Source organism: Allocoleopsis franciscana PCC 7113 (genome assembly GCF_000317515.1).
GTDB lineage: Bacteria > Cyanobacteriota > Cyanobacteriia > Cyanobacteriales > Coleofasciculaceae > Allocoleopsis > Allocoleopsis franciscana.
The window spans coordinates 708555-732035 of record NC_019738.1 but is presented as its reverse complement, the minus strand read 5'-3'; the positions used below and the strand labels follow the sequence as shown (position 1 = coordinate 732035).

At 44.1% G+C, this 23481-nt stretch carries 25 protein-coding genes; 14 read left to right on the top strand and 11 right to left on the bottom strand.

The window, feature by feature from the left end:
- Positions 1-9: 9 nt before the first annotated feature.
- Positions 10-1281, bottom strand: a complete 1272-nt coding sequence (locus MIC7113_RS03085) for a cyclic nucleotide-binding domain-containing protein (RefSeq protein ID WP_015180713.1) — start codon at positions 1279-1281, stop codon at positions 10-12.
- Here MIC7113_RS03085 and MIC7113_RS35870 point away from each other — a divergent pair.
- Both MIC7113_RS35870 and MIC7113_RS03080 read left to right on the top strand, forming a co-directional pair.
- Complete coding sequence (locus MIC7113_RS35870) at positions 1266-1406, top strand: hypothetical protein (RefSeq protein ID WP_155897914.1); 141 nt, start codon at positions 1266-1268, stop codon at positions 1404-1406. The two genes, MIC7113_RS03085 and MIC7113_RS35870, sit on opposite strands and share 16 nt — an antisense overlap.
- 173 nt (positions 1407-1579) lie before the next feature.
- Positions 1580-1978: a hypothetical protein gene (locus tag MIC7113_RS03080; RefSeq protein ID WP_015180712.1), complete on the top strand. Its 399-nt coding sequence runs from the start codon at positions 1580-1582 to the stop codon at positions 1976-1978.
- A 201-nt stretch (positions 1979-2179) separates the two neighbouring features.
- On the opposite strand, the gene MIC7113_RS03075 is transcribed toward MIC7113_RS03080, so the two are convergent.
- The gene (locus MIC7113_RS03075; RefSeq protein ID WP_041780397.1) at positions 2180-2374 is read right to left on the bottom strand and encodes a hypothetical protein; all 195 of its coding nucleotides are present in this window, start codon (positions 2372-2374) and stop codon (positions 2180-2182) included.
- Positions 2375-2977: 603 nt separating this feature from the next.
- On the opposite strand from MIC7113_RS03075, the gene MIC7113_RS03070 reads away from it, so the two are divergent.
- Complete coding sequence (locus MIC7113_RS03070; RefSeq protein ID WP_015180710.1) at positions 2978-3340, top strand: STAS domain-containing protein; 363 nt, start codon at positions 2978-2980, stop codon at positions 3338-3340.
- A 338-nt stretch (positions 3341-3678) separates the two neighbouring features.
- The gene (locus MIC7113_RS03065; RefSeq protein WP_015180709.1) at positions 3679-6420 is read left to right on the top strand and encodes a TIGR03960 family B12-binding radical SAM protein; all 2742 of its coding nucleotides are present in this window, start codon (positions 3679-3681) and stop codon (positions 6418-6420) included.
- On the opposite strand, the gene MIC7113_RS03060 is transcribed toward MIC7113_RS03065, so the two are convergent.
- Positions 6364-6777: a hypothetical protein gene (locus MIC7113_RS03060; RefSeq protein ID WP_015180708.1), complete on the bottom strand. Its 414-nt coding sequence runs from the start codon at positions 6775-6777 to the stop codon at positions 6364-6366. The two genes, MIC7113_RS03065 and MIC7113_RS03060, sit on opposite strands and share 57 nt — an antisense overlap.
- A gap of 143 nt (positions 6778-6920) precedes the next feature.
- On the bottom strand, positions 6921-7427 hold the full coding sequence (locus tag MIC7113_RS03055) for a hypothetical protein (protein WP_015180707.1): 507 nt from the start codon (positions 7425-7427) through the stop codon (positions 6921-6923).
- Between MIC7113_RS03055 and MIC7113_RS03050 the strand changes: the two genes are divergently transcribed.
- Positions 7417-7620: a hypothetical protein gene (locus tag MIC7113_RS03050; RefSeq protein ID WP_041779869.1), complete on the top strand. Its 204-nt coding sequence runs from the start codon at positions 7417-7419 to the stop codon at positions 7618-7620. The two genes, MIC7113_RS03055 and MIC7113_RS03050, sit on opposite strands and share 11 nt — an antisense overlap.
- A gap of 14 nt (positions 7621-7634) precedes the next feature.
- Here the strand turns inward: MIC7113_RS03050 and MIC7113_RS03045 are convergent, their stop codons facing one another.
- Positions 7635-7952 (bottom strand): helix-turn-helix domain-containing protein, encoded by a 318-nt coding sequence (locus tag MIC7113_RS03045; protein ID WP_015180706.1) that lies wholly within the window; start codon positions 7950-7952, stop codon positions 7635-7637.
- A 452-nt stretch (positions 7953-8404) separates the two neighbouring features.
- Here MIC7113_RS03045 and MIC7113_RS03035 point away from each other — a divergent pair, with 452 nt between their 5' ends.
- The 7 genes from MIC7113_RS03035 (at position 8405) to MIC7113_RS03005 (ending at position 12442) form a co-directional block, all read left to right on the top strand.
- Entirely contained in the window at positions 8405-8668 is a 264-nt protein-coding gene (locus MIC7113_RS03035) for a helix-turn-helix transcriptional regulator (RefSeq protein WP_015180705.1), read from the top strand.
- 79 nt (positions 8669-8747) lie between these two features.
- Positions 8748-8987 carry a helix-turn-helix domain-containing protein gene (locus tag MIC7113_RS03030; RefSeq protein WP_015180704.1) on the top strand — a complete coding sequence of 80 codons (240 nt, stop codon included), beginning with the start codon at positions 8748-8750 and terminating at the stop codon, positions 8985-8987.
- A gap of 325 nt (positions 8988-9312) precedes the next feature.
- Positions 9313-9534 (top strand): helix-turn-helix domain-containing protein, encoded by a 222-nt coding sequence (locus tag MIC7113_RS03025; protein ID WP_015180703.1) that lies wholly within the window; start codon positions 9313-9315, stop codon positions 9532-9534.
- 123 nt (positions 9535-9657) lie between these two features.
- Positions 9658-9897 (top strand): type II toxin-antitoxin system Phd/YefM family antitoxin, encoded by a 240-nt coding sequence (locus tag MIC7113_RS03020; protein ID WP_015180702.1) that lies wholly within the window; start codon positions 9658-9660, stop codon positions 9895-9897.
- A gap of 16 nt (positions 9898-9913) precedes the next feature.
- On the top strand, positions 9914-11842 hold the full coding sequence (locus MIC7113_RS03015) for an AbiA family abortive infection protein (protein ID WP_015180701.1): 1929 nt from the start codon (positions 9914-9916) through the stop codon (positions 11840-11842).
- Between the two features lie 4 nt (positions 11843-11846).
- Positions 11847-12077, top strand: coding sequence for a DUF2281 domain-containing protein (locus MIC7113_RS03010; protein ID WP_015180700.1), 231 nt, complete (start codon positions 11847-11849; stop codon positions 12075-12077).
- On the top strand, positions 12071-12442 hold the full coding sequence (locus MIC7113_RS03005; protein WP_015180699.1) for a type II toxin-antitoxin system PemK/MazF family toxin: 372 nt from the start codon (positions 12071-12073) through the stop codon (positions 12440-12442). Before MIC7113_RS03010 ends, MIC7113_RS03005 begins: the two co-directional genes overlap by 7 nt.
- A gap of 34 nt (positions 12443-12476) precedes the next feature.
- Here MIC7113_RS03005 and MIC7113_RS03000 read toward each other — a convergent pair whose 3' ends face one another.
- Entirely contained in the window at positions 12477-12797 is a 321-nt protein-coding gene (locus tag MIC7113_RS03000; protein WP_015180698.1) for a transcriptional regulator, read from the bottom strand.
- On the bottom strand, positions 12769-13113 hold the full coding sequence (locus tag MIC7113_RS02995) for a type II toxin-antitoxin system RelE/ParE family toxin (protein WP_015180697.1): 345 nt from the start codon (positions 13111-13113) through the stop codon (positions 12769-12771). Before MIC7113_RS02995 ends, MIC7113_RS03000 begins: the two co-directional genes overlap by 29 nt.
- A gap of 363 nt (positions 13114-13476) precedes the next feature.
- On the opposite strand from MIC7113_RS02995, the gene MIC7113_RS37170 reads away from it, so the two are divergent.
- Positions 13477-13626 carry a hypothetical protein gene (locus MIC7113_RS37170; RefSeq protein WP_015180696.1) on the top strand — a complete coding sequence of 50 codons (150 nt, stop codon included), beginning with the start codon at positions 13477-13479 and terminating at the stop codon, positions 13624-13626.
- Between the two features lie 67 nt (positions 13627-13693).
- Here MIC7113_RS37170 and MIC7113_RS02990 read toward each other — a convergent pair whose 3' ends face one another.
- Together MIC7113_RS02990 and MIC7113_RS02985 are read right to left on the bottom strand one after the other, a co-directional pair.
- Entirely contained in the window at positions 13694-15001 is a 1308-nt protein-coding gene (locus tag MIC7113_RS02990) for an NF041680 family putative transposase (RefSeq protein ID WP_015180559.1), read from the bottom strand.
- A gap of 444 nt (positions 15002-15445) precedes the next feature.
- Positions 15446-18595, bottom strand: a complete 3150-nt coding sequence (locus MIC7113_RS02985; protein WP_015180695.1) for a hypothetical protein — start codon at positions 18593-18595, stop codon at positions 15446-15448.
- A 696-nt stretch (positions 18596-19291) separates the two neighbouring features.
- On the opposite strand from MIC7113_RS02985, the gene MIC7113_RS02980 reads away from it, so the two are divergent.
- Positions 19292-19912: a DUF4388 domain-containing protein gene (locus tag MIC7113_RS02980; protein ID WP_015180694.1), complete on the top strand. Its 621-nt coding sequence runs from the start codon at positions 19292-19294 to the stop codon at positions 19910-19912.
- Positions 19913-19934: 22 nt separating this feature from the next.
- Here the strand turns inward: MIC7113_RS02980 and MIC7113_RS02975 are convergent, their stop codons facing one another.
- Both MIC7113_RS02975 and MIC7113_RS02970 read right to left on the bottom strand, forming a co-directional pair.
- Positions 19935-20429 carry an NINE protein gene (locus MIC7113_RS02975; protein WP_015180693.1) on the bottom strand — a complete coding sequence of 165 codons (495 nt, stop codon included), beginning with the start codon at positions 20427-20429 and terminating at the stop codon, positions 19935-19937.
- A 393-nt stretch (positions 20430-20822) separates the two neighbouring features.
- Positions 20823-23477 (bottom strand): trans-splicing intein-formed DNA polymerase III subunit alpha N-terminal partner DnaE-N, encoded by a 2655-nt coding sequence (locus MIC7113_RS02970; RefSeq protein WP_015180692.1) that lies wholly within the window; start codon positions 23475-23477, stop codon positions 20823-20825.
- Positions 23478-23481 lie beyond the last annotated feature (4 nt).

Sequence of the window (23481 nt, the reverse complement as noted above, 5' to 3'; positions counted from 1 at the left end):
GTTCTGAAGTCAAAAGCTGAGTGAGGAAACCAAAAAACTGATGAGAAATCCCATAATCGTGGAGAAGGCAACTGAACTACCGCCGAGTTCATAAGCTTCCGGCATCATGGTACTTGCCAACATGGCTAAAATGGCTCCGCCAGAGATAGCCTGTGCTAACGCTACGAATAATTCAGAAGTATGGCTTTGCAAAAGATTGCCTGCCACTGCACAGAAACCACTCAAGATCACCACCCCAATCCATAAGCTGAGAATCTGGCTTTTCTTGGTTCCTGCCTGTTTCATGCCAGCCGAACTGGATAACGCTTCGGGGAAATTGGAGATAAACACAGCCAACAAAAATGACCAACCCAAATGGCTGCTCTCCGCATTCATTCCAATCACGGCTGATTCCGGGATATTATCAATGAGCGTACCGATGACAATGGCTAAAGGAGCCGAACGCTTCACCAACCCTTCTAGCGTGCCTGGGTCTTCTCTGAGTAATAAATCGAGTTCCACTTGATCCATTAACTGTTGTCGCCAACGGTCTAAATGATGTTCTGCGGCAACCCGTGACTCCGTCGAGAATCGGAGTCGCCGCGCTAAGGCTCGGCTTAAAGACCAAGCTAAATGAGGTGACCAAGCCAACACATGATTAAAGTGTTCTTGGTGGAGTTGATACAATTCCATGGGAGTACGAGCCACAACCGTTGCCGATCGCGGTTCTCCAGTCAAAAGTGCCATTTCACCGAATACTTCCCCCGGTTCCATAATATTCAAAACTTTCTTACCTTTGTGAACCTCGGCTTCACCCGACACAATCATGTAGAAGTACTCCCCTGGGGTTCCCTCTTCACAAATGACCGCTCCGGGTTCTACATGGACAGCTTTGAGAAAGGGAATAATCGCTTGCCTTTCCGCAACGGAAAGATTTTGCATCACCTCAACATGAGCAATTCGGTGCAGCACATCGGAAACGTGTTCCTGAGTATGTTCAAATAAGTAGCGGCGACTGGAGGCAGGTTTGCGGAGAAAACCACCACGCTGGTCAATATATTGGGTAAGACCCATAAACAAACCTCCACCGATCAGAAAACCAAAAAAAAGCACTAAGAAGTGGCTGGAACGGTAAGCCGGGAGTGTAATTTCAAACGCGATCGCAGAGAGCAAGGTACCGCTGCCAAACGCCATAATCGCCGCTGAAATTTTCCGACTTGGTTGCCAAAATACACCTACAAAGGCTCCAATTCCCAAGCTCGAAGCTCCGAGTATGCCTTGGAAAAATGCTGCGTTTGACATGGCGGCTTCCTGCTTGCAACACAATCAATCGTATCTCCGGATTTAGCTCTCCGGGTACGAAGATGTATGCATCTCAACAAAAAACCGTGCGACGCTTGCGTCGCACGGCGTTTGGTATGGTGTGAGGAGCTTAAGCTCGATTCTTATCGTAAGGCGACTCAGCCTGAGAAAGGCACTCGTAACAGTTTTTGAAACACTGTGTACTCTCAAGAGACACAGATTCTATATTGAGCGGCACACCCTCAAAGCGACACACCCTAAAATAGAGATCAAAATCCCATCTCAATAGTTATTTCGTGTGAAGCAAGGATCGCTCGGTTCGGCCTACCAGTTCCAGACTCGCCAGATTGTTTGTTTAGAGCATGAAAATACTCGCCTCTACACTGAAGTTATTCAAGTTGTTACATCACGGCAAGTTTGTTGGGTACGTCCGTTGATGCTGGCTATCTCACCCATCGAGTCTGACTCCCTGCCTACCTTCTCACCTCAACAGCTCAATTTATACGACTTGCGTCAGGGAGCTGATTTGCTTTGGCCGACGAGTTTATTTCGACTTGCCTTGGATACTGAGGTTATTCCCCTCTTAGTTCAGCTAGATGACCCCAGCAAGGTGCAACAAGCCAATCCCTCAGAAGCTCACCAGCAACTCAGTGGTTTTGTCCGTAAAGTTTGGCAAGCTTATAAGAGCGCTTTTTAAGCTGATTTTTCTAGAACACAACTTAGAACTTCGCGCTAGTTTGTAATTCCCTGATTCAGACCAATCGCTTAGTAGATTAACCGCTTGTAGCCTTTTAACCTAACCCTATATCCGCATAATTACCTAGTTTAGGAACGCTCTGATGAGAGTGAACGACCCTGACTGATCAGTTTTTTTGGCTTTAGGTGTCTACAATGACCTTTAGAGGGTAGGCACTAATTGAATTCGACCGGCATCCATCTCAGACATGAGTAATTCAAGAGCTTCATAATCAACATCTGAGATATGACCCATTCGAGTCAGTTCATAGTTAATTTCGTTCTCTATATCAGGAGTTAATTTCCTAAGATGAAGGGCTTTTTCTACAAGATGACGAATAACAAATGTAGTTTTCACAATCATTATGCCTAGAACTCCATAGTAAGAAATTTTCGGCTGAATCCTTGAAAATTCGAGTGATCCAACTCCTGAGGCATAAGTGATCTGAATCACTACTTCTTAGGACGGGATACTCTTTCTCTGTTCACAATGACTTCCCTGCATGGCGTGGAATGCCCTCAACACTTGCCACAGGTGTTATATCTGACATAGAAACAAACCCTCATTTTCCTGTGTATGGCTCTTACGCTAAAGATAGCGATCGCTGATTCCTAGCGTTCTCAAGGTAAGGTTTTTCTTAGTAGGGAATTTTTCAGATCTAGGCAAGATAGCTTTTTATAGCACAAACTTCAGACCGAAACCAAGTTTTTATAAATAAAACTTATAATTAAGGACAATAAAGTTGAGGAGCAATGTACTCCTTAAGGGAGATTACTAAAAAATAGGTATAGGTGGACACAAAAATTTAAAAAAGTTTATTTAAAACTTTAATAAAGTAGAGCAGCTTGATGAAGATTTAGCAAAACCTACCAAAGGGAGTGGTAGAGGAAAGAACGAAAAGAGTATCTTCATTACATTCTCTTTCAAGTTTTTCTACTAAAAAAGGTGGGAACTTAAATTATGACAATTGCTATCAGGGATTCACAGTTGACAATCATTCAACCTTCGGGTCATATCAACGCTGCCAACGCCACCGAGTTCCAACGTCAGCTCACCGCTGCTGTTACATCAGCTCCGAATGCGGTTTTGGTAGACATGCATCGGGTCGATTCTCTCGATAGTGCCGGCTTGATGTCGTTGATCTGTGCATTTCGTCTCGCTCAACGTCTGAATCGACGCTTTGGGATTTGCTGTGTAGCTGCCTCAATTCAGATGATTTTTGAACTGACTCGGCTAGATGCGGCGTTTGAAATTTATCCCAACCGTGATGCATTCTCTGCCCTGCTTGAGCGAGGAGAGGAATCTTTAAGCTTGATTGCTTAGTCGAACCGGAGAAAATCACCGGATTCTCCAGTAACAACCCAAGGATTCTCCTCTTGTGAGCTTTGAGAGACAAAAGTTAACCGCTCCTAAATGTCACGACGACTGACGCCGTATAAAACTAGCTGTCTAGAATCCGATACAGACCCGTTGCAATCAAGAGCAGCACCATTTTTGGCTTTCAGATTGAACGATCTTTATTCAAGTTCTAGGTGAACGGCTTTGCCGATGTGCAAAGCGCAGTAGCGTTCGCCTAAAAGAACAGCCAGTCAGATGAATACCTTCTACAATGAATGGGTTGCTAAGGGTTAGCTGTCAACAAAGCAGCAAAGAAGGTTGCAATGGCGTTCACCGTCGAGGAACTACTCACCAAACAGATAATGGGGCCAGCGCGTTACTTGGGTAACGAATTGGGAGCGGTACATAAGCCCTGGGACACGGCACAAGTGCGGTGGGTGTTAACCTACCCGGAAATTTACGAGGTTGGCGCTTCTAATTTAGGGCATATTATTCTCTACAATATTTTGAATGCCCAGCCCCGGCAACTGTGCGATCGCGCTTACTTACCTGCCCCCGATTTAGCGTCGAAGCTACGAGAAACCAAGACGCCTCTGTTTGCCGTTGAAAATCGGCGATCGCTCCAAGATTTTGATATTTTAGGCTTTAGCCTCAGCTATGAACTCGGAGCCACCAACATCCTGGAAATGTTGAGTTTGGCAGATATTCCCCTAACCTGGCAAGAACGTGCCGCCAGTGACATCACAGAAATCCCACTGATTTTTGCCGGTGGACAGACGGCAACCTCCAACCCCGAACCCTACGCCGACTTTTTTGACTTTATTGCCTTGGGAGATGGGGAAGAACTACTACCCGAAATTGGCTTAGTGTTGGAAGAAGGCAAAACCGCAGGGTTAAGTCGGGAAGGGTTACTCCTCGATTTAGCCCAGATTCCGGGTGTATATGTCCCGCAGTTCTACGTTATGGCAGAAGATGGTTCCGTCCATCCCAACCGCCCGGATGTGCCCAAGCGGATTCTACGACGAGTCGCCACACCCATGCCCGCTTACTCAATTGGGTTGGTTCCCTACGTCGAAACGGTACATGATCGCCTTACTATTGAAATTCGCAGAGGTTGTACTCGTGGTTGTCGCTTTTGTCAACCCGGAATGCTCACTCGTCCGGCGCGGGATGTGGAACCGGAGAAAGTAGTAGAAGCGATCGAGCAGGGAATGAGGGCAACCGGATATCACGAGTTTTCCCTCTTATCCCTGAGTTGTTCCGACTATCTGGCACTGCCAGCCGTTGGGATGGAAATCAAAAATCGCCTCAAGGATGAAAATATTTCCCTCTCCTTGCCGAGTCAACGGGTAGACCGATTTGATGAGAATATTGCCAATATCCTGGGGGGTACGCGGCAGGGCGGTTTAACCTTTGCCCCAGAAGCCGGAACGCAGCGAATGCGGGATATTGTGAATAAGGGCTTAACCAACGAAGAACTGCTCCGAGGCGTGAAGACGGCATTTGAGCAGGGTTGGAATAAGATTAAGCTCTACTTCATGATTGGCTTACCGGGGGAGACGGATGTCGATGTCGTCGGTATTGCTGAGACGGTGCGCTGGTTGCAGCAGCAATGTCAGGCACAACGAAGAAGACCTCTGAATTTTAATATCACCATTTCTAATTTCACGCCCAAGCCTCATACCCCGTTTCAGTGGCATTCGGTTTCAACGGCGGAGTTTAAGCGCAAGCAAGCGTTACTGCGTCAAGAATTTCGCTGGATTAAGGGCGTGAAGGTGAATTTCACCGATGTCCGAATTTCGGCAATGGAAGACTTTGTGGGGCGAGGTGATAGGCGCTTGTCTGCCGTACTGCGTCGGGCGTGGGAATTGGGTGCGGGGATGGATTCGTGGTTTGATAATTTAGACCGGGCGTTTGGGGCTTGGGAACAAGCGATCGCAGAATCTGAGCTTACCTGGAAATATCGCCAAGTTGAAAATGGCGAATGGAATGTTTTTGTAGGGGAGAGTTTAGCAGACAACGTTTCGGAACACCCAATAATTCTTCAACAAAACCCGCCCGTACAGGAGTTAGCATCCAAAATCTCAAATCCACCCCCCCCTACCCCCCCTTATCAAAGGGGGGAAAAAATCCCTAATCCCTACAATGCACCGTTGCCTTGGGATCATCTTGATACCGGGATTGATAAAAATTGGCTGGTTGCAGACTTGCAACGGGCTTTAGAAGCGGCAATTGTCCCCGATTGTTCCTTTGATGGCTGTTCTCACTGTGGGGTTTGCGGTGTGGACTTTGGTCACAATGTGGTGATACAACCTCTGCCTATCCCAGAATTTGCCGGTCATTTCAAGCCAAATTCCGAAAAAGCCCAGCGGATGCGGGTTTGGTATGGCAAGTTGGGCGATATGGCTTTGTTGAGTCATTTGGATTTGGTGCGTTTGTATGATCGCGCCGTGAGACGTGCCTCCCTACCCATTGCATATACGGGTGGTTATCACCCGATGCCTCGAATTATGATTGCCAATGCGTTGTCTTTGGGAGTGACAAGCGAGGGCGAGATTGTGGAGTTTGAGCTCACTCAACCGATGGATGTTGAGGAGTTTAAGCAACAATTGGCAGCCCAATTACCTTCGGATATTCCCGTGTATGGAGTGGAGGAGGTGGATTTAAAGGCTGCGAGTGCGACTCAAGCGCTGGAACGGGCGGAGTATTTACTGACTTTGGCAGTGGTTGATGGGGGATTTGCCCCACTGTGGCAGGATTGGGTTGAAGCGGTAAAGAATCGTGAGGAAATTTTGTGGAGTCATACCACAAAATCGGGTCGAAAGCAAGAGGTAAATTTGCGCGATCGCTTGTTTGAGTTGGAGGTGATGGAACCCCAGAAGCACAGAGAGAGTACAGAGGAAGAGGGAGTTTCGACGGCAGTGTTGCGTTATGTGGGGAGTTGCCGCAATGATGGTACGCTGTTGCGCCCGGAGCATCTGGTTTATATGCTGGAGCAGGTGACGGGGTTAGAGTTTCAGTTGTTGCACGCTCATCGATTGAGGATGATGCTGAATGTTTACTGACGCTTCGGGGATAGCTTCAAGACATTTAAACCTGATGTTTTCTAGGAATGGGAGGACAGAAATAAGATATTGGTTTTTGTGCTTTGTGTGGTCAAAGGTAATTGCATTCCACAACTGTTGTAGCTGTTCTCTAGTTGAGCATTTTTGTAGCTGACAAGCAACGGCATTTTTCCATTGTTCTAGCTGACGATAGCTGATAAATTGTCCTCCTTTGTCGAGGCGATGGACAAATAGAACGTAGAGCCAAGATTCGATTTTTACGATGAGGGATTCGGAAATTCGGAGGAATTTGGCAATTTGGCGTTTGGTGATGCGGAATTTTTGGGCGGGGTTGATGCGGCGAAATAGGATGGTCATTTGATTTTGGATTTTGGATTGAAAATGATTGAACTGAGAATTACACCGTTTCGGTTTTGAGAAGCTACAGATCGATCCCCCCAACCCCCCTTAAAAAGGGGGGCTAAGAAAAGTATCTATGGCTAGCATTTAAAGGATTAGTATTACTCAACTGAAGTTTTACTGTCGAAATCTGCCGGAACATCGAAGATAACTTCAAATTCTGCGGCTGGAATGAAGCGCTTGAGGAATCTGAGATGGTCTTGGGCGTCTGCTCTGTTGTAGAATCTTGCCACTGTGTAGCGTTGAGCGTCGGGTAGGAGACGGACGATCGCCCAAGGACGCGAATAGTCTTCGGGTTGCTCGATGTGTTGGTCGGTGGCTTGTGTGCCTCGAATGGTGTTGAGGATACTTTGAAGGTGTTTCCATAGCTTTTCCCGTGTTGGCGTGGTGTCGTTGGGGATGAGACTCCAGTCACTTACGGGTGATGGTAGCCAAGTCAGCAGGTAGCTGTGCTCTGCTTCTCCCGTGGGTAAGGGGAGACTAAGGGGGGCGATGATTTTCCAGCTCAATCGGCGGGTTTGTTTCAGGCATCGGTAATTTTGTTGTCTGAGAGACGAACAGATTTTCTCGCCTTCGGTTTGAAGGCGTAGCCATTCAGTGTGGTTCATCAGTTTTCCTACTTGGTTAATGGGTAGGGGGATATTTGCGATCGCCTATACACAAGCGATCGCGTTTTTTAGGGAAGGCGATCGCACACACACGAGCACGAGCGATCGCCTAATGGAAGACCTATCGAAGTTGCATCTAAGTAGATCTATTCGTCAGAATAAAAGGTTTGTTGTCATGGGTGCAACTAAATGATGCACAGATGACAACTACTCACTACGCCTGCGGCTGCGCTTTCGCTCCCAAATTTCTCGCAGGTGAACAGGCTCGTTTTCAAATTGGTTCCAGAGGGCATGAATCTCTGCCAGTCTTCGTTTATCTGCCTCTGAAGGCTCTCTATGGTGTTCACCTTTGGAAAACCAATGAGCTACTGTACTTTTAGACCGTCCACACAGTTCAGCCAGCTCTTCATAGCTGACAGCCCAATGCTTCAGGAACTCTTCGGGTTCCATCTGCTTTGCAGCCCAACGCTTATAAACCTTGAACAATTCCCAGTGTCTTCTAGTGGGCGTTTTAGCTACAATCATGACGAACTCTCCGATAATGCACAGGTGACAACATAGAAGGCTATGATAGCAGCAAGTCGTAAGCCTACTTGGTTAATGGGTAGACGGATATTTGCGTTAGCGAGGCGCAACGGCGAGATACTGAGTACATCCCGAAAATGCAACCGCTTTTTTTACTCAGCAACTTTTTGCATGACACGAAAACTTCGGTCACTTTGGATTTGCTCATAGGTAATCTAGTTAATGGACAGGACAGTGATTGCCCAGAAACGCGAATCGCGTATCAGGCAGTAGCACTGGTTGTTCTGACCAAACCACTAATCAAGGCAGTTGACTAGCCAAATGCTGGCTTTTAGAGTCACATGCCGTTTTTCGTATGTCGCTACCCTAAATCTGTTCAGGGTTCCTATTCATACTAAATCAATTTAGTAAAAATCTCAATACATTTAGGTCAACCAATTCTTAAGGATAAAATGGCGAAAAAGCCTTTGTCGCCTCTCAAAAAACTAAGAATGCTTCAAAACCTTACCCAGAAGGAGCTTGCAGATATCTTAGGTGTTACCCAAGACACTGTAGCCAATTGGGAAAGAGGCAGGGCTATACCAAGGCTGACAATTCCACAGTTTAAAACACTACTTGTAGTACTAAAGGTTGCTCCAGAAGAACTACCTGATGACTTTAGCCCACCGAGAACTTACTCTGAAGACACTTCAATAATGCAGTCAGAGGATAATTAGGTCTACTGTCCTTCGTGTTTTATTAATAAATACCTACTAGTAAGATAAAACTACTATCGATTTACTAATAAAACTTCAGATGCCCCAAGAAAGTGACAAGCGTCTGACACCAGCCGATTTGCGTCAGCGCACAGGTTTAACTCAAGTCCACTTCGCGATTTCGATTGGAAAAAGTCCTTCTACTATTACGAAATGGGAAGCCCGAAGTTCATTGCCTAGAGGGACACCCTCTGAAATAAAGCGTATGTGTGAGGCTTACAAATGCACTCTCGATGAACTGATTGAGGCATTTGAGGGAATTGATATCGAGCCAGAGTGATTTGCATTGGGTTGGATAGGAGATTGGCGATCGCACATATTCAGTGATTGCTTTTTGGTGAAAAGAGGATATGGTGTCTAATGCATGAGACATCAGACAGCCAGACGAAATCGAGCCAAAGGGTAAACTAACCTTCGGGTCAGCTAGCCAATGGACAAGGTTGGCGTCAGGTTGTACGAGTCTTGTTAGGCGAAGGAAACAGACAAGTTAATCGAAGGTCTGAGGCGACTCCTCGAATCGCCTGTCTTTTTCCATGTTCACTATATGTTGGTTAACCCATAATTGTCAACCAATAATTCCCAACCGTTGATTTCGAGGATGCGACATGGCAAGCGAAGAAGAAGCAATTACGTTTGCATATTTGAGGAAGCGTGCTAACTTAACCCAGCGCCAAATAGCAGAAGCGATGGGTGTAACTGTTGGTACAGTGTCTCAGTGGGAAACAGGGGGGCAAAGACCGCGTTTGTTTCCAGAGCAAATTCAGAAACTATTGCAGATACTTAACTGCTCTCTTGAGGAATTTGTCGAAGCGTTTAGGCAGGAGTGAAAGTTTGCGATCGCTGGAGAGAAGGGGTTGAGAGAGTGCGATCGCATTTTCCCTGGTCTAAGTGATTTGAAGGGCAAACTCCATCGAGTAGGTTATTCTGAGTTGTAGGTTGGAGAATTGGCAATGTCCACGAAAACAGTTGATGTGCGTGAAGCACAGATAAGCTTGCAAGAGTTATTGGCTCTAGTGCGTGGAGGTACAGAGATTGTTTTCACAGAAGGTAGTACCCCACTTGCGCGTCTAGTGCCGCTTACGTCACCAAGCACACCACGCATGGCAGGATTACACGCTGGGGCAATCTGGACGAGCGACAATTTTGATGAGCCTTTACCTTCCGATATTTGCTTGCTCAGTATCCAGTGAACTTGACTTGGTAACTATGCAGAATTTTAATCCATCTCCGTCACAGCTAGGATATTTTCTAAACTTCAGTTTATGGCAGCAAGCTAAAAAGTTGTTAGATTTTCAACTCTCACAAATGGAGAGGAATAAGCACTACAACACACTAAGTATGTTCTACTATAAGCAGCTTGCTTCACAAGCAACTGCACTCGAAACGGAAGAATACTTTAACAAAAGAGTAGCAAACAATCTTTTTTATGGGTTAGAACGTGAGTTTGCCGTGTATGACTATGTTATCCCAAAAGCTTCTCTGGGACTTCGTAATCAAAAGTTTTTTACCTACCCCATGAGGGTTTTATACTACTCAATCGGTCTTTACCTACTTAAGCTATCTCAAGAGTTATTACAGAACTATGTGAAGAATAATGAGCGTTTTAAATGTTACTATGGTGGGAATTTACTCTTTAATAAAGATTCTTTAGTTATTAAGCACGAAACTACCTTCTATAAGCCTAATTATAAAGAATTCAAAAAACAGGTAAGGAAACAGGCTACTAATGATGTTGATAAAAAGCTTGTAATAAAATTGGATATTCAAAACTACTTTGATAACATTTCAATTACAACTTTGCTTAATAAACTTGATCGACTTATCAAGCCTAGTATTAAAGAAAGCTTGCGATTTGATGCTTCAACCAAGGAGCAAATTACTTTTTATTTCAACTATATATCTGGTAAGCAAGGAGGTATCCCGCAATCTGATAACGATATTATTTCGGGTTTCATAGGTCATGTATATTTACTTTTTAGTGATTTAATAATTGATACAGAAATTAGTAAATATCCAACTGAAATAAAAGAACATAAAGTAATTCGCTTTGTTGACGATATATTTATAATCATAAATTTTTTAGAATCCACAAAACAGAAAAAGAAGGAAGCTATTGCTGATTCACTTACATCACAAATAGCCGATGTACTGCATTATAATTCAGGACTAAGACTCAATACGAAAACAAAGCTCTACTGGCTCAATAACTTAGAACAAAAGGAAGAATTATTGAAAGATTTGAAAAAAGTGTCGCCTGAATATCCATCTAATGATGATGATAATGAGGAAGCTCCCCATAAAAAAATAGACCACATTTTTGATGAACTACAAAAGTTAAAAAATTCAAGTATAGATATTTCGCTTGGATACGATGGCTCTCTTCAAGAAGAAATACTAAAAGAAGTTTATGATGAATCGATAAGTCAACTTTTAGAAACCGAAGAAAATAAAAATAGAATTGAAGAAATATTCAATAAGTTTAACTTCGATTTAGTAAAAGTGATGCCACGAGAGATTATTTTAATAATTTCTAAAAATCAAAAAACTTTAAATAGATTCTTAAAATTTCTGCATACTAAAAATCAACTAACAACCAGAGACTTATATTTAATCATTAAGTTTCTCTGTCAAACACATTTCAAAAACAGAAATCTTTTAAAAAAGCTTACATGTAGCGAAGCTTTCAGCCATATTGCCACTGTATATCAGGAAGCTAAAATACTATCAGATTATCCGGGTTACTACGAATTGTTAGGTGGGCAATTAATTTTTCTTTCAGACGCATCACAAATTATCGAACAAATACGATTGCGTATATTTCACGAGAAGATTGGCTCTTATTCAGTTGCACTGAATCACCTTCTTAACGAAATTCATGCAATTTGTCTGCTGCTTGATGAAAACAAAAAGAAAAAGTACGAAGCAGATGATGCCGTCAACTACCTTACTTCTAAGTTTGTACCTCATGAAATATGCATAGATATTCGTAACCTTTTTGACAGAAGGAATCGCAACACAGTCTCGCATCCAGGTTCAGATCAAAACATAGCCTGGGGAGTTACAGAAAACGAATATATGCAGTACCGTGATGCTGTTGGTAAATGCTTAAAAATTATATGTCCTTTGAGAAGGTAAAAAAATGACTGTACAGGAAGAAACCATAGCGAAGATTCGCAAACTGCCGGAACCGCTTGTCCAGCAAGTGAATGACTTCATAGAATTTCTGCTGATGAGAAACGACAGCAAACGTGCTGCCTTGTGGATGCAGTTCAATGAAGCCCTGGAAATTGCTGAGTCAGACTTCACTGATTACTTACCGAATTTAGAAGACTACGAGGAACGTCTCGCTCGTGGAGAAATTCAGTGGTAGCAACCCCTCCAACCAGTTCCCCCATAGCACGAGGAGATGTAGTTTTATGCGATCTTAACCCAGTGGTGGGTACAGAGCAGGCAGGAATACGACCTGTAGTGATTCTACAAATTGATCGGGCTAATGCCGTTAGTCCTCATACTATCATTGCCCCGTTTACAACAAAGATACGACGTAAACTTTTGCCTTCTCATGTGTTCGTTCCAGCAGGAGTTGGAGGCTTAAGCCAAGACTCAGTAGTTCTTTGTGAACAGATTCGAGTCATTGACAAATCTCGAATTATTAGAGTGCTTGGTCATTTGGAGGATAGCTATCTACAAGAACTGGCTCAATCTCTCTGTGCGATTCTAGGTATATCACTTTGATCTGATGCGATCGCACTCTCTACGCCATCATCAATTAATCTTTGGCTACGATCGCAAGGCGAAACCCCAGTGCATCCAAAAACTCAATAAGACTTTGAAGCTCAGCAGCTTTTGTTTCTAACAGCATCTTATCGAGTTTCTCGAAACGCTTTTTAGCTTCTTCCGACAGATTGTTCATCTGCTCACGAGCATCTACAACATCTTTAAGTGCTGATCGCAGCAGTTCAGGTTCAAAACCTTCTTCGTCCAATTCCAGCATAACCCCCATATAACCAGCAGCCCTTTCGGGGTCTTTAAGAGATGAAATTAAATACTCGTGGTAGCTCCTACTTCTTTGGGTTTTCACTTCTTTCATAATCTCTCCAATATTCCTTAGCTCTAAGAATGTCCTGTTTTTGAGTACTTTTATCTCCGCCACATAGGAGAAGTACTATTATTGACCCTATTTGCCCAAAATAGACCCGATATCCTGGGCCATAATCAATTCTTAGTTCATAGACTCCTTCTCCAACTCCAGCGTAGTCTCCCAAATTACCTGACGCGACTCGCTTAAGTCTTTTCTCGATTTTATCTATAGCTCTGGTATCTCGCAGAGAATCAAGCCATTCTTCAAAAGGGCTTCTCCCGTCTGCTGTCAGATAGTTCTGAATCTGTCTTGGCTGAGCTTCCACTATTTGCTCGTAAACACATCATGGCTTAATTTACATCAAAGCGATCGCTATGTTGAAGAGGTTGGCTGTGGAGCGAGCTGAGCCTCACTACCTGATTATCAATGACTCACCTTAGGTGCGATCGCTCCCTACGTACCACACCCCTAAAATTCATCCGTAATTTCCCTTAAATCCCTAAGCTTTCTCCAAAAAAGTTCAGTAAATTTCTTGATTCCAGCTAGACCCAAGGCGAGATAACCTGTAGTGGGATTCAAGGATGTAGCTTATATCAATAGTTCCAGGCGATCTCATCTACTATCCCTAACACAATTTTCAAACCGCCAGTTCAAACCTCAAGGGCATAGATTAGGAAGGTCAGCTAATATGCAAACTCAGTGGCAAAAGACACTCATTCAAATCAGCTTCTGGCTAATTATTGAAATTCTCCTCAATCTCTTAGGACTCGATAACTTAGCTGACTATAGCGAATTTGTCTTTGACCAGAAAACCATAACAGTAAGCACTGGAGATTAGACTACGACAAACTAACTCAGCGATAACAAAAGCTGAGAAAGAAGAACAGCCAGAGAAAAAATAGAGATTAAGCAGCTTTTTTTGTCCGTTTTTTGTGTGGTGTTTTTCCTTTTTTCACTACTGGGTAACGAGTTTTTTTAGTACGTTTGTTCCCGGCTTGCCAACCCGGAGACTTTCCACGGGGTTTGGGAGAGACAGCCGGTGTGCCAATCTCCGGTAAAAGTAATGCGAACGACTCAGCCACCCGCCCAGGAGTTAAATTTGACAGGGGTTTTTGCCAAGGAAGGTGGTGTTGTGCCACCAAGTCTCTAGCTAACCATAATTCCCAAGTCAATATGGGCATTAAATCACTCCACCTTTCACATTGGCATGGAGTACTCAGTTGAGGAACTGTCCAATGTAATCGTTGTTTAAGAAAACGATACCAGTGGTCAACAGCAAAGCGACGTAAATATTGTCGCCAAATCTCAGGCAGGGGCAGCATTTCCTGACCTACCCACACCAACCATAACGGTTGAGACTTTGAGTGTGATTGCTCCGGCAGGATACGTTCGACTAAAATTAATTGCATAGCAATTGAAGCACTACCAGAAAAATGCAGGTCTTGCCACATCCGGACTCGAAGTTGCCCAAACCTTGAGTCCTCAACTTCAACCATTTCAGTAGCTTCCCACCAAGTTGATGAGTCGTTGAGCTTAAATTTTTGACCATGTTTTCTGGGTCGTCCCTTACCTGTATAGGCAGGAGGTGCTGAGTATAAACAACGATTAGAACGAATCCTCATCAAAAAGTCGGCTTCTATCTGGGCTGTTTGATTGAGCAAGGAAGCATTGCCATATTCACTATCGAGTAAAATCATCGGACGTAGTGGCAAATACTTACAAGCTTGTTTGATTTGCCAAGCAGCTTTGCTAATCGGATTCTCCCAACTGGTAATCCGCTCATGTCTCAAAGGTAATGCCCAACTGCCCTTATGTTCGGGTATCCAAGCTATGGTACTGTATCCTTGACCGATACTAATCGGTTTGTTGGAAGCGATCGCACTTGGCTGATGGCAGTAAGTACGGTCTTGCAATGTTGGTGAATGAACTCTTGCCCAAGCCGTATGATCTACGGCTAAAACGGGGCGCTCCTGCACTAGTATCTGTTTGATATACAGGCGCATTAACTTGTTGCGATTCGGTCTACAGTCTTGTAGAGCTTCATATATGCTCGGCCACTTCCGTCGAAAAAAGGGACTTAAAGAAAATTCAGCTAGGCTATAGACATTGCGAGTTGTGAGTACAGCATCAGTCAACTCAAAAGTAGCATCCTGCGCGAAGTTAATTAAGTCGTAAACTTGTTGGCGAAATTCTTGAAGTTGTTTATAGTTCATGCAGGGGAGAAATGATCGATTTTGGTTAATTATCATTTTCTCCCCTTTCCCATGACTTATACATGTCAGGTTGGATGCTCTTGATTAGGGTAGACACGGAAACACAGAACCGGAGAGACACACGCGAGAGTTTTTGTTCTGGGCAATCATCCCGGCTTGAGCTTAAGTCTGTATCATTTCATGTCAGTTTCATTGCGCTGAGTTTTATTCGCGATTGGCACTCGCGAACTTGACTAATTTTTTTGCCGTAATTACTGCTTCTCTACTCGGCACTCCTTGCCATCGTAGTCTAAACTCCAGTAAGCAGTTGCGTCTCTGAAGTAGGACTCGCAATTTAACGGAAACGCAACTCTTTGCCATTGCATCCATCACCCCATAGCCAAAGAAAAAGCCCCCAATTCAGGAGGCTCAAATTTTAAAATTCACTAGGGAAACGTTAAACTATTAACCAAAAAAGGCTAGACCTCGTACCGCCATTACTCCAGCAAATGCCGCTACACCCACAGAAGTAAGCGCTGTACCAAAGAGCCACCAAGCCGCTGTTGCAGCCGCTTTGCGAGTTTCTACCATTTGCTCCTTAGCCTTGTGCTTGAGCTGCTTAACCCGTTTTTCAGCTTCCTCTTGGAGGCGTTCAGCACGGTGCAACACACTATCTCGCACCCCTTCAATTTGGTCGATAATCCGATTAGCATCTGCCTCGGAAATATCCTCACGGGAACTCATAACAGCCACCAAAGTATCCCGATCAAACTGACTCAAGCGATCGCGTAGTGCATCAAATCCCGCTTCTGGGTCGTCAAACACTTTGCGGAAGTCTCGCTTAATCCCCTCATAATTGAGTTCGGGACGGTCAAGCGAGTTGAGGTAATGGCGAATTTTGCCAAAAACGCCATCAATCACCGATTGCATTTGGTGCTGAACCGCTTGAGCTTGTTCGACAAACTGATGACGAACCGACTCGATATTATCTGCAATTCGGTTGGCTTCCTCTTCCGAAATATCCTCCCGTTGCGACAGCAGAGAAACCAATGTACCTCGGTCAAAGTGGGAGAGGCGATCGCCCACACTCTTCAAACCTTCTCGCGGATCGTTGAATAACTGTTGCAGATCGCGCTTGATACCTTCGGGAGCAAGTTCTTCTTTGTTCGTGTTCCGCAGGTATTCTTCAAAAGTGGATTGAAAATCCTGTGCCATATTCTTAGCACGGCTGGCTAAACGTCTCGGTGCTTTTGTAATGCTGCGGATGGCATCTTGCACGCGATCAATAATCCGATTCACTTGCTCCTCGCTCAAGTCTTCCCGTTGACTGAGAAGTTTGACCAAGGTTTCCCGATCCAGATGAGAAAGTCGTTCTCTGAGAGCTAAAGTTCCCTGTTTTGGATCGTCTAAGAGTTTTGTTAAATCCTGCTTAATCCCTTCCGGGTCAAGTTCATCAAGGTTTGTATTCCGCAGATATTCAGCAATCTGACTGGTAATGCGATCGTACTGCTCCTTCGCATTTCCCGCTAATTCTTGCGGTGCATGGAGGATATTATCACGCACCTCTCCAAACTGATCGATAAACTGATTAATCTGCTCCTCGCTCAAGTCCTCACGCTGATTCAGTAATTGCACCAGTGTATCGCGGTCAAATTGCGAGAGCCGTTCTCGAAGCGCTTTCACCCCTGCCTGAGGATCATCGAGGAATGTTTGTAATTCTTGCTTAATCCCCTCAGGATTTAACTCTTCTTTGTTGGTATGGCGTAGATAGGATTCTATCTTTTGCCCTAACTCTTGTGCTTTAAATTTCGTTTGGTATTGCAGATTTTGAGCGTCTGACAAAATGCGATCGCGTATGCTTTCTAACTGACCAACCAATTGATCGGCTTCCTCTTGACTAAAGTCTTCCCGTTGAGAAAGCAGATTGACTAAGGTGTCGCGATCGAACTGCGAGAAGCGATGTGAGAGCGCATCAGCACCAGCATCCGGGTCTTCCAAAAGTGCTTTAAAATCGCGCTCAATTCCCTCAGGATTGAGTTCTTCTTTACCCGTTGAGCGCAGATAATTTTCAACTCGACTCCGCAAATCTTGGGATTGTTCTTCAGACTCAGCACCTTGAACTGTTTCCAACACTTCCTGCCGGATACCTTCCAACTGCTCGGCAATATCCGCGATTTGATCCGATGTGAAATTATCCCGTGATTCCATCATCTTCACAAAAGCGTCTCGATTCAGTTGCTCTAATTGCTCCCGAACCGCTTTTGGAGCTGCCTCTGGGTCGTAGATAACGTCTTTAAATTCCTGCTTAATTGTCTCTCGGTTTAGGTGCCAAGGTTTGGAATTGAGCAGGTAGTTTTCAACATCGGCCTTAATCGTATTAAAGGATTGTCCAGGTAACTGATCAGCCACCTTAGAAGACAGTGTTTTAGCTTGCTCTGTGGCTTGCTCTTTAAACTGTTGCAACTGGCTGGAAATTTTTTCCACATCAACATCAGACAAATCTGTCCGCGACAGAACTCTACCTACGAGAGCACTGATACCCAGTTGCAAGCCTTGCTCCATCAAGCCATTTCCATTTCCGCCATTGGAGCCATTACCGTTCTCTGCTTTGCTAGAACCGACTCCAACCAGTTGACCTAGCTTATCGCCAAGCTGACCGGAGGTGAGTTCTTCTGGACTAGCAGACTGGAGGAAGTTGAGCAATTGTGACTGGGGATCGGCTTTTTGTTGCACCCCTAATACTTGTTGCCAAGCACCTTCAAGTTGGTCTGCAATTCGATTAACGTCTTGTTTGGATAAGTCTGTGCGACTGCTGATTAAATCTACAAATGTCTGACGGTTCACATTTTGCAGAACATCACTATCCGCGAGCGATCGCAATTCTGAACTTGTCAGCAACTTCTCAAAATCATTGCGAATTTGTTTCAGGTCTAATTTTGGTAGTTGTAGATCGGTGATGTAATCTTGCACGGTTTCCCGAACACTTGTCGGGTCAACCGCCGAACTCAATTCACGTCGAACAGCAGCTACAGATGCCTCTACAGTATTCACAACTTGAGCGTTCACAGCCCTTCCACCCAGAGCGGTGGCGGCTACAGCCATGACTCCTTGTAAGCTGGAAGATGCCGTGTTAGCAACGGAACCGACGATAGAACCAATTGCTGTAGAACTCACCCAAAGGAGTAGTAAAAAGTAGGCCGACCAGATGACAACACCCGTAATAGCTCCCAAGGTCACACTATTAATCAGAGCGAGTTTCACCGCCAGAAAACAAGCGATAAATAAAGCTATATTAACGGTGATTAACGCCCATAACCCGACCTTGGATTCAACTTCCCGAACGGCATGACCCCAACTATCATCGGAATCAGCATCCACAGGATTTTCCCCGGAGGAAATTCCCGCCGCCAGGGTGAAGTTTGTTAACAAAAATTGGAAGGCAAAGGCCATGAGTACCCCTGCAACCAAAGCCATCAGAAACTGAGGCCCGGAAAATACCAGCGCTGCCTCTGTTGGCGGGTTGGCTGGCGGAGTCACGGTCGGAGAGACTCGTACTTTTGCCAGCCAGAATTGAGTGCTGTACAATCCCAGCACTATTCCTAAATTGTGAAACATAGTTTTTCCCTCTTCAAAACTGAAGATGGCGTATATTCAAGGTGGCATGACCATTACATAAGTTTGTAAATTTCTGTAATGCCTTACACCATTACGCCTAACTTCATGGTTATTGCCAGAGGTTGAAACGAACTCCCTCTCAGGTGTGAAAGCCGAGAAAGTGACTCTAATGCAAGAAGGCAGTTCGCGTAGCGTTCTCCGTAGGAGTAGAAAGAAGGCAGGAGGAAGAAGGTAAGAACGCTTGTACACTAAGCTTTTTAACCTTTTTAGACTGGTGGGTTATTTTTGCCGCGCTGCACTAGTGCAGGATGGCGAAAGTTTGTCTCAATCTTAAGCAACCCATTGCTCAACGGTCATACTGAACTGCATTTTTAATTCATAATTTTAGCTTTTTGTCAATGATCGAGGTCTTAGATCGTGGTGAATCAAATTACTTAAAAACCAGGAAAGTTTGACTAGTTTGAGAAGTGAAGAATTGCAGCTCTCGTTGAGATATAAGACGCTAGGGCTAAAATAACTGAACAACTCAAGTCTTAGTAATTCCTTCAGTACTTACTACCAAAGGTTGGCTTACCTGAAATAACGAAAATTCAGTTAAGCCTGCAAGCCGCCTTTTGATAATACAAGCTACCTTCTGAATGATGGTAAACCCCCCTTAATTTTTCCATCTCATTCTCTGATTTAAATTATAGGGTTATGTCTACTACAGGTTCCTTTTCCGACTTCTCTTTATGCGAAATTCTTCAATTCATTGAGCAAGGGCATAAAAGCGGTTTGCTAACTGTTCGGGCTTTATCAGAATCACCAACCAGCAAGAGCCGTGTTCATTATATTTGGGTGGAGCAGGGTTGTATTGTTGCAGCCGCTAACGGCTTAGACGAACAAGGCTTAGTGAAGCTAATTGAACAACGTCAGTGGGTGAGCGATCGCGTAATTTATAAATTAGCCCAATTGTGTCCAACGGATAAGCCCCTAGGAAAATACTTATTTGATCAAGGCGTGTTACAAGCCGAACAATTAAAACAGCTTTTTCTAACTCAAGTACGACAGCAAGTTTGCACCCTGTTCAACCTCCAAGATGGCGAGTTTCAATTTGAGCAAAATGTATCTCTGCCAAGGTTAGAACTCACAGGCTTGAGTATATCCGCAGGAATTCCGATACTTTTGGCAACTTCTCTAGATATTCTAGCCTTACGTTCTGATGAATACCCATCTGGCGTTGCCGCAAAAGTCTTCCCTCGGCCTTCATCTTATTCAGGAAAAACTCCAGAAACTCATAGCCTAAAAACCTTTTTAAGAATGCTCAGCCTAGCCTAAAGAGATGGATATCAATAAACTTCTATACCAGTTTATAAACCAATGAACCTGGCTCTGGGTAGTTATCTACTGCTAAGAAACCTTCCAGACATAAGTATTCAAGAGCCTTCCTCAGTTCTGAAGCGGGTTTTCCTGTGGCAATAACACAATCAACAAGTGAGACTTTGCCCTGGTTGTCTTTAGCTAACTGAAAAATTGTCTGGATATCTGATAGTTCTACTTTATTCGTGGGTTCTCTAAACGTTGGGCGAATTTCATTGGCTGTGCCAACCACCACTTCTGGGATAATAGCAATGTGATTATTAGAGCGGTGGGAAAGCCACTTATCTTTAAGGTTTTTTTCTTCAATCATTCCTGGAATTAGAGCCAAATCTATCAGTTGACCAATTCCCAAAAAGCCCAAAGTAAACAACCAGACTAACCCACTCAAATACTTACCACTATATAAACGATGGACGCCAGCCAAGCCCACAAAACAGGTACACCAAAGGATGTACGCAACTTTCGTCTTCCTCACGTTACTAATTCCCTGTGAATAGTTAAACTGGGTGGATGATTTAACCAATGAGTCAGCAAGTAAACCTTGCTTTTCCAGCTATTGCTCAATGTACCGACTGAGATGCCCACGTGCCAGATTCTTGAGTCAGATTTATAGGTCAATCTGCTAAGTCTCTTCACGCAGGATATCCGACGGGTTTCGCTAGCGTCTCCTCTAATCTTGAGTGTTCACAGAAACTTCATCTGCGGCAGTGAGACTGTTAAAGCTTAATCAAAAGGCGTAGCCGAGTGAATCAATCTCCGGTAGTATCTCCTATTCCTCCAGTAGAAAGATTGACTTTCTGGAGATGCATCTCGTTGAAGCTGGATGAAAGCGGCTGTAACTCTCAAGATGGTATTTTTTGGGATAGCCTTAACGAGCAATATCAACCAGTACAGGTTGCGATCGCTTAACCTGTTTTAGTTCTAACCCTCGCTCAAATATCTCATCGATCGCGAGCATCTGACCCTCACTCGTCATAAATTTATGGTCTTTCGTCGCTCGAATCACTGAACCATCTTCTAAATCATACTCAAAGACTTCTTGTTGTCCCCGGTGATGCCACTGTGCGATGGGTTGTGTGTACAGGTAGCCATGGCTATCTACACTGTAAACGGTACATTCAATTCCTTCCTCAACAATTTTACCAATGGGCATCAAGCCATATTCAACTGTTAAAATTTCACTGTCGTAACTCAAACAGTATTCAGCAAACAGAATCATTTGCTCAAATAAATCTTCGGCAATTCTCTTCGGAACACCATTTTTAGCCGATCCATCAATAAAGGTTTCCCGATGTTTTTGCATCTCAGAAACCTTTTTCTTGCCCATGGCTCTTCGTAACAAATCTGCTTGACCCAAGGAATATCCTGCTAAGTCCTGAGCCATTTTCATGATTTGTTCTTGATAGACAAGAGTGCCGTAAGTTTCTTCCAGGATAGGTTTTAATAATTGATGTTGATATTCAATTTTTTCTTTACCATGTTTGCGGTTGATAAACTTCGGAATTAGACCCGCGTCTAAAGGACCAGGTCGGTAAAGCGCTAAAATTGAAGAAATATCTTCAATACTAGAAGGTTTTAAGTCTCGGACAATCTGGCGCATTCCCGAAGATTCTAATTGAAATATACCTTCTAAATCCCCCTGTTCTAAGAGTTTGTATGTTTTTTTAATATCTATGGGTAATTTATTAATTTCACCTTTTGCTAAGATACTAAAAGCTTTTCGTTCAGCAATTGCCAGTTCATCTAAATCAATCGCAAAGTTTTCGCTCTTACTAATTAATTCTGCTGTTTTTTGAATAGTTGTTAGATTTTTCAGCCCCAAAAAATCCATCTTTAACAGTCCCAATGATTCCAAGTCTTCCATGAAATATTGGGTGATGACAGAACCATCATTGTTCACTTGCAGCGGCACAATTTCATCCAAAGGCTCTGCCGAAATTACAACACCAGCCGCGTGCACACCAAATGTTTTATTGGTTCCCTCAATTCGGATCGCCATGTCTACCCAGTGTTGAACTCTGGGGTCATTTTTGTAAGCTTCTCGAAACTCTGGGGCAGGTGTTTCTTCCGAAATCATTACCGAGAGTTTAGTTGGTTTACCCCGCACGACAGGAATTAGCTTGGCCATTTGGTCAGCTTCTTTGTAGGGGATATTTAATACTCTGGCAACGTCTTTCAGTACGGCTTTAGAAGTGAGGCGGTTAAAGGTAATAATCTGGGCAACTCGTTCTTTGCCATACTTTTCGGTAACGTATTCAATCACTTTGTCGCGTTTCTCAATGCAGAAATCTGTGTCAACATCTGGCATCGATTTCCGTTCTGGATTCAAAAAACGCTCAAACAAAAGTCCATGATGAACAGGGTCAATGTTAGTAATTTTTAAGGCGTAAGCAACCAGAGAACCAGCGGCGCTGCCTCTTCCTGGCCCGACGGGGATATTGTTATCTCTAGCAAATTTAATGTAATCCCAAACCACTAAAAAGTAGGTAGAAAATCCCATCTGTTGGAGCATTTTTAGCTCATACTCCAGACGCTGTTTATAGACAGGATTAATGTCACTACGAGAGCGACATTTTAAGCGTTGTAAGAGTCCGTCCCATGCCAATTCTTCGATGTAAGTATCAGCGGTGTGGCCTTTCGGGACAGGGTAATCAGGGATGCGGGGTTCCCCCATGATGTCATAGGGTTTGATTTTGTCCGCAACTTCAACAGTATTGGCGATCGCTTCTTGAATCACCTCATCCGGCAGATGATCCCGAAATAGTTTCGCCATCTCATCAGCAGATTTCAGATACTCGGTGCCGCTGTAGCGCATCCGTTTGTCTTCACTGATTAGCTTACCGGTTTGAATACACAGCAAGGCATCGTGAGCTTCTACGTCGTAGCAGGAGATAAAGTGAGAATCATTGGTCGCAACGATTTTAATCCCTAATTCACGGGCAATCTTGACGATTTCAACGTTAACGATCCGGTCTTCAATGGAACCGTGGTCTTGAATTTCCAGATAATAATCATCACCGAAGACCTGTTTGTACCATTGAGCCACCTCACGGGCAAGCTGTGGGTCGTTTTTGAGAATGGCTTGCGGAACCTCGCCTCCCAAACAAGCACTGGTGACAATTAAACCTTCGCGGTACTGCTTCAGTAGGTCTTTGTTAACGCAAGGACGGGAAAAAATGCCTTTTCCTTGGACACCCTTGAGGTGAGAGATCGTAGTCAGCTTAACTAAATTTTTGTAGCCTTGGGTATTTTTTGCCAAGACAACTTGATGATATTTACGGCAACGCTTACTTTTATCCTCAATGTCACCGTTAATCACATACATCTCATTCCCGATAATCGGCTTAATATTCCGACCCCGGCAGACTTTGAGCAGTTCGATCGCGCCGTACATCACTCCGTGATCGGTTAGCGCGATCGCAGGCATTTCCAATTTCAAGGCTCGATCAATTAGTTCAGGCAGCTGAGAAGCACCATCCAGCAAGCTGTAATCGCTATGAATATGCAGGCCAACGAAGGACATGGGT

What these genes read in the sequence shown, in the direction of transcription:
- MIC7113_RS02990 (WP_015180559.1), bottom strand. Translation starts at nt 15,001, where the DNA reads ATGAACTATAAACAACTTCAAGAATTTCGCCAACAAGTTTACGACTTA.
- MIC7113_RS03085 (WP_015180713.1), bottom strand. Translation starts at nt 1,281, where the DNA reads ATGTCAAACGCAGCATTTTTCCAAGGCATACTCGGAGCTTCGAGCTTG.
- MIC7113_RS03015 (WP_015180701.1), top strand. Translation starts at nt 9,914, where the DNA reads ATGCAGAATTTTAATCCATCTCCGTCACAGCTAGGATATTTTCTAAAC.
- MIC7113_RS03030 (WP_015180704.1), top strand. Translation starts at nt 8,748, where the DNA reads ATGCCCCAAGAAAGTGACAAGCGTCTGACACCAGCCGATTTGCGTCAG.
- MIC7113_RS03010 (WP_015180700.1), top strand. Translation starts at nt 11,847, where the DNA reads ATGACTGTACAGGAAGAAACCATAGCGAAGATTCGCAAACTGCCGGAA.
- MIC7113_RS03035 (WP_015180705.1), top strand. Translation starts at nt 8,405, where the DNA reads ATGGCGAAAAAGCCTTTGTCGCCTCTCAAAAAACTAAGAATGCTTCAA.
- MIC7113_RS03020 (WP_015180702.1), top strand. Translation starts at nt 9,658, where the DNA reads ATGTCCACGAAAACAGTTGATGTGCGTGAAGCACAGATAAGCTTGCAA.
- MIC7113_RS02970 (WP_015180692.1), bottom strand. Translation starts at nt 23,477, where the DNA reads ATGTCCTTCGTTGGCCTGCATATTCATAGCGATTACAGCTTGCTGGAT.
- MIC7113_RS37170 (WP_015180696.1), top strand. Translation starts at nt 13,477, where the DNA reads ATGCAAACTCAGTGGCAAAAGACACTCATTCAAATCAGCTTCTGGCTA.
- MIC7113_RS03065 (WP_015180709.1), top strand. Translation starts at nt 3,679, where the DNA reads ATGGCGTTCACCGTCGAGGAACTACTCACCAAACAGATAATGGGGCCA.
- MIC7113_RS03055 (WP_015180707.1), bottom strand. Translation starts at nt 7,427, where the DNA reads ATGAACCACACTGAATGGCTACGCCTTCAAACCGAAGGCGAGAAAATC.
- MIC7113_RS35870 (WP_155897914.1), top strand. Translation starts at nt 1,266, where the DNA reads ATGCTGCGTTTGACATGGCGGCTTCCTGCTTGCAACACAATCAATCGT.
- MIC7113_RS03000 (WP_015180698.1), bottom strand. Translation starts at nt 12,797, where the DNA reads ATGAAAGAAGTGAAAACCCAAAGAAGTAGGAGCTACCACGAGTATTTA.
- MIC7113_RS02985 (WP_015180695.1), bottom strand. Translation starts at nt 18,595, where the DNA reads ATGTTTCACAATTTAGGAATAGTGCTGGGATTGTACAGCACTCAATTC.
- MIC7113_RS02980 (WP_015180694.1), top strand. Translation starts at nt 19,292, where the DNA reads ATGTCTACTACAGGTTCCTTTTCCGACTTCTCTTTATGCGAAATTCTT.
- MIC7113_RS03025 (WP_015180703.1), top strand. Translation starts at nt 9,313, where the DNA reads ATGGCAAGCGAAGAAGAAGCAATTACGTTTGCATATTTGAGGAAGCGT.
- MIC7113_RS03070 (WP_015180710.1), top strand. Translation starts at nt 2,978, where the DNA reads ATGACAATTGCTATCAGGGATTCACAGTTGACAATCATTCAACCTTCG.
- MIC7113_RS03045 (WP_015180706.1), bottom strand. Translation starts at nt 7,952, where the DNA reads ATGATTGTAGCTAAAACGCCCACTAGAAGACACTGGGAATTGTTCAAG.
- MIC7113_RS03060 (WP_015180708.1), bottom strand. Translation starts at nt 6,777, where the DNA reads ATGACCATCCTATTTCGCCGCATCAACCCCGCCCAAAAATTCCGCATC.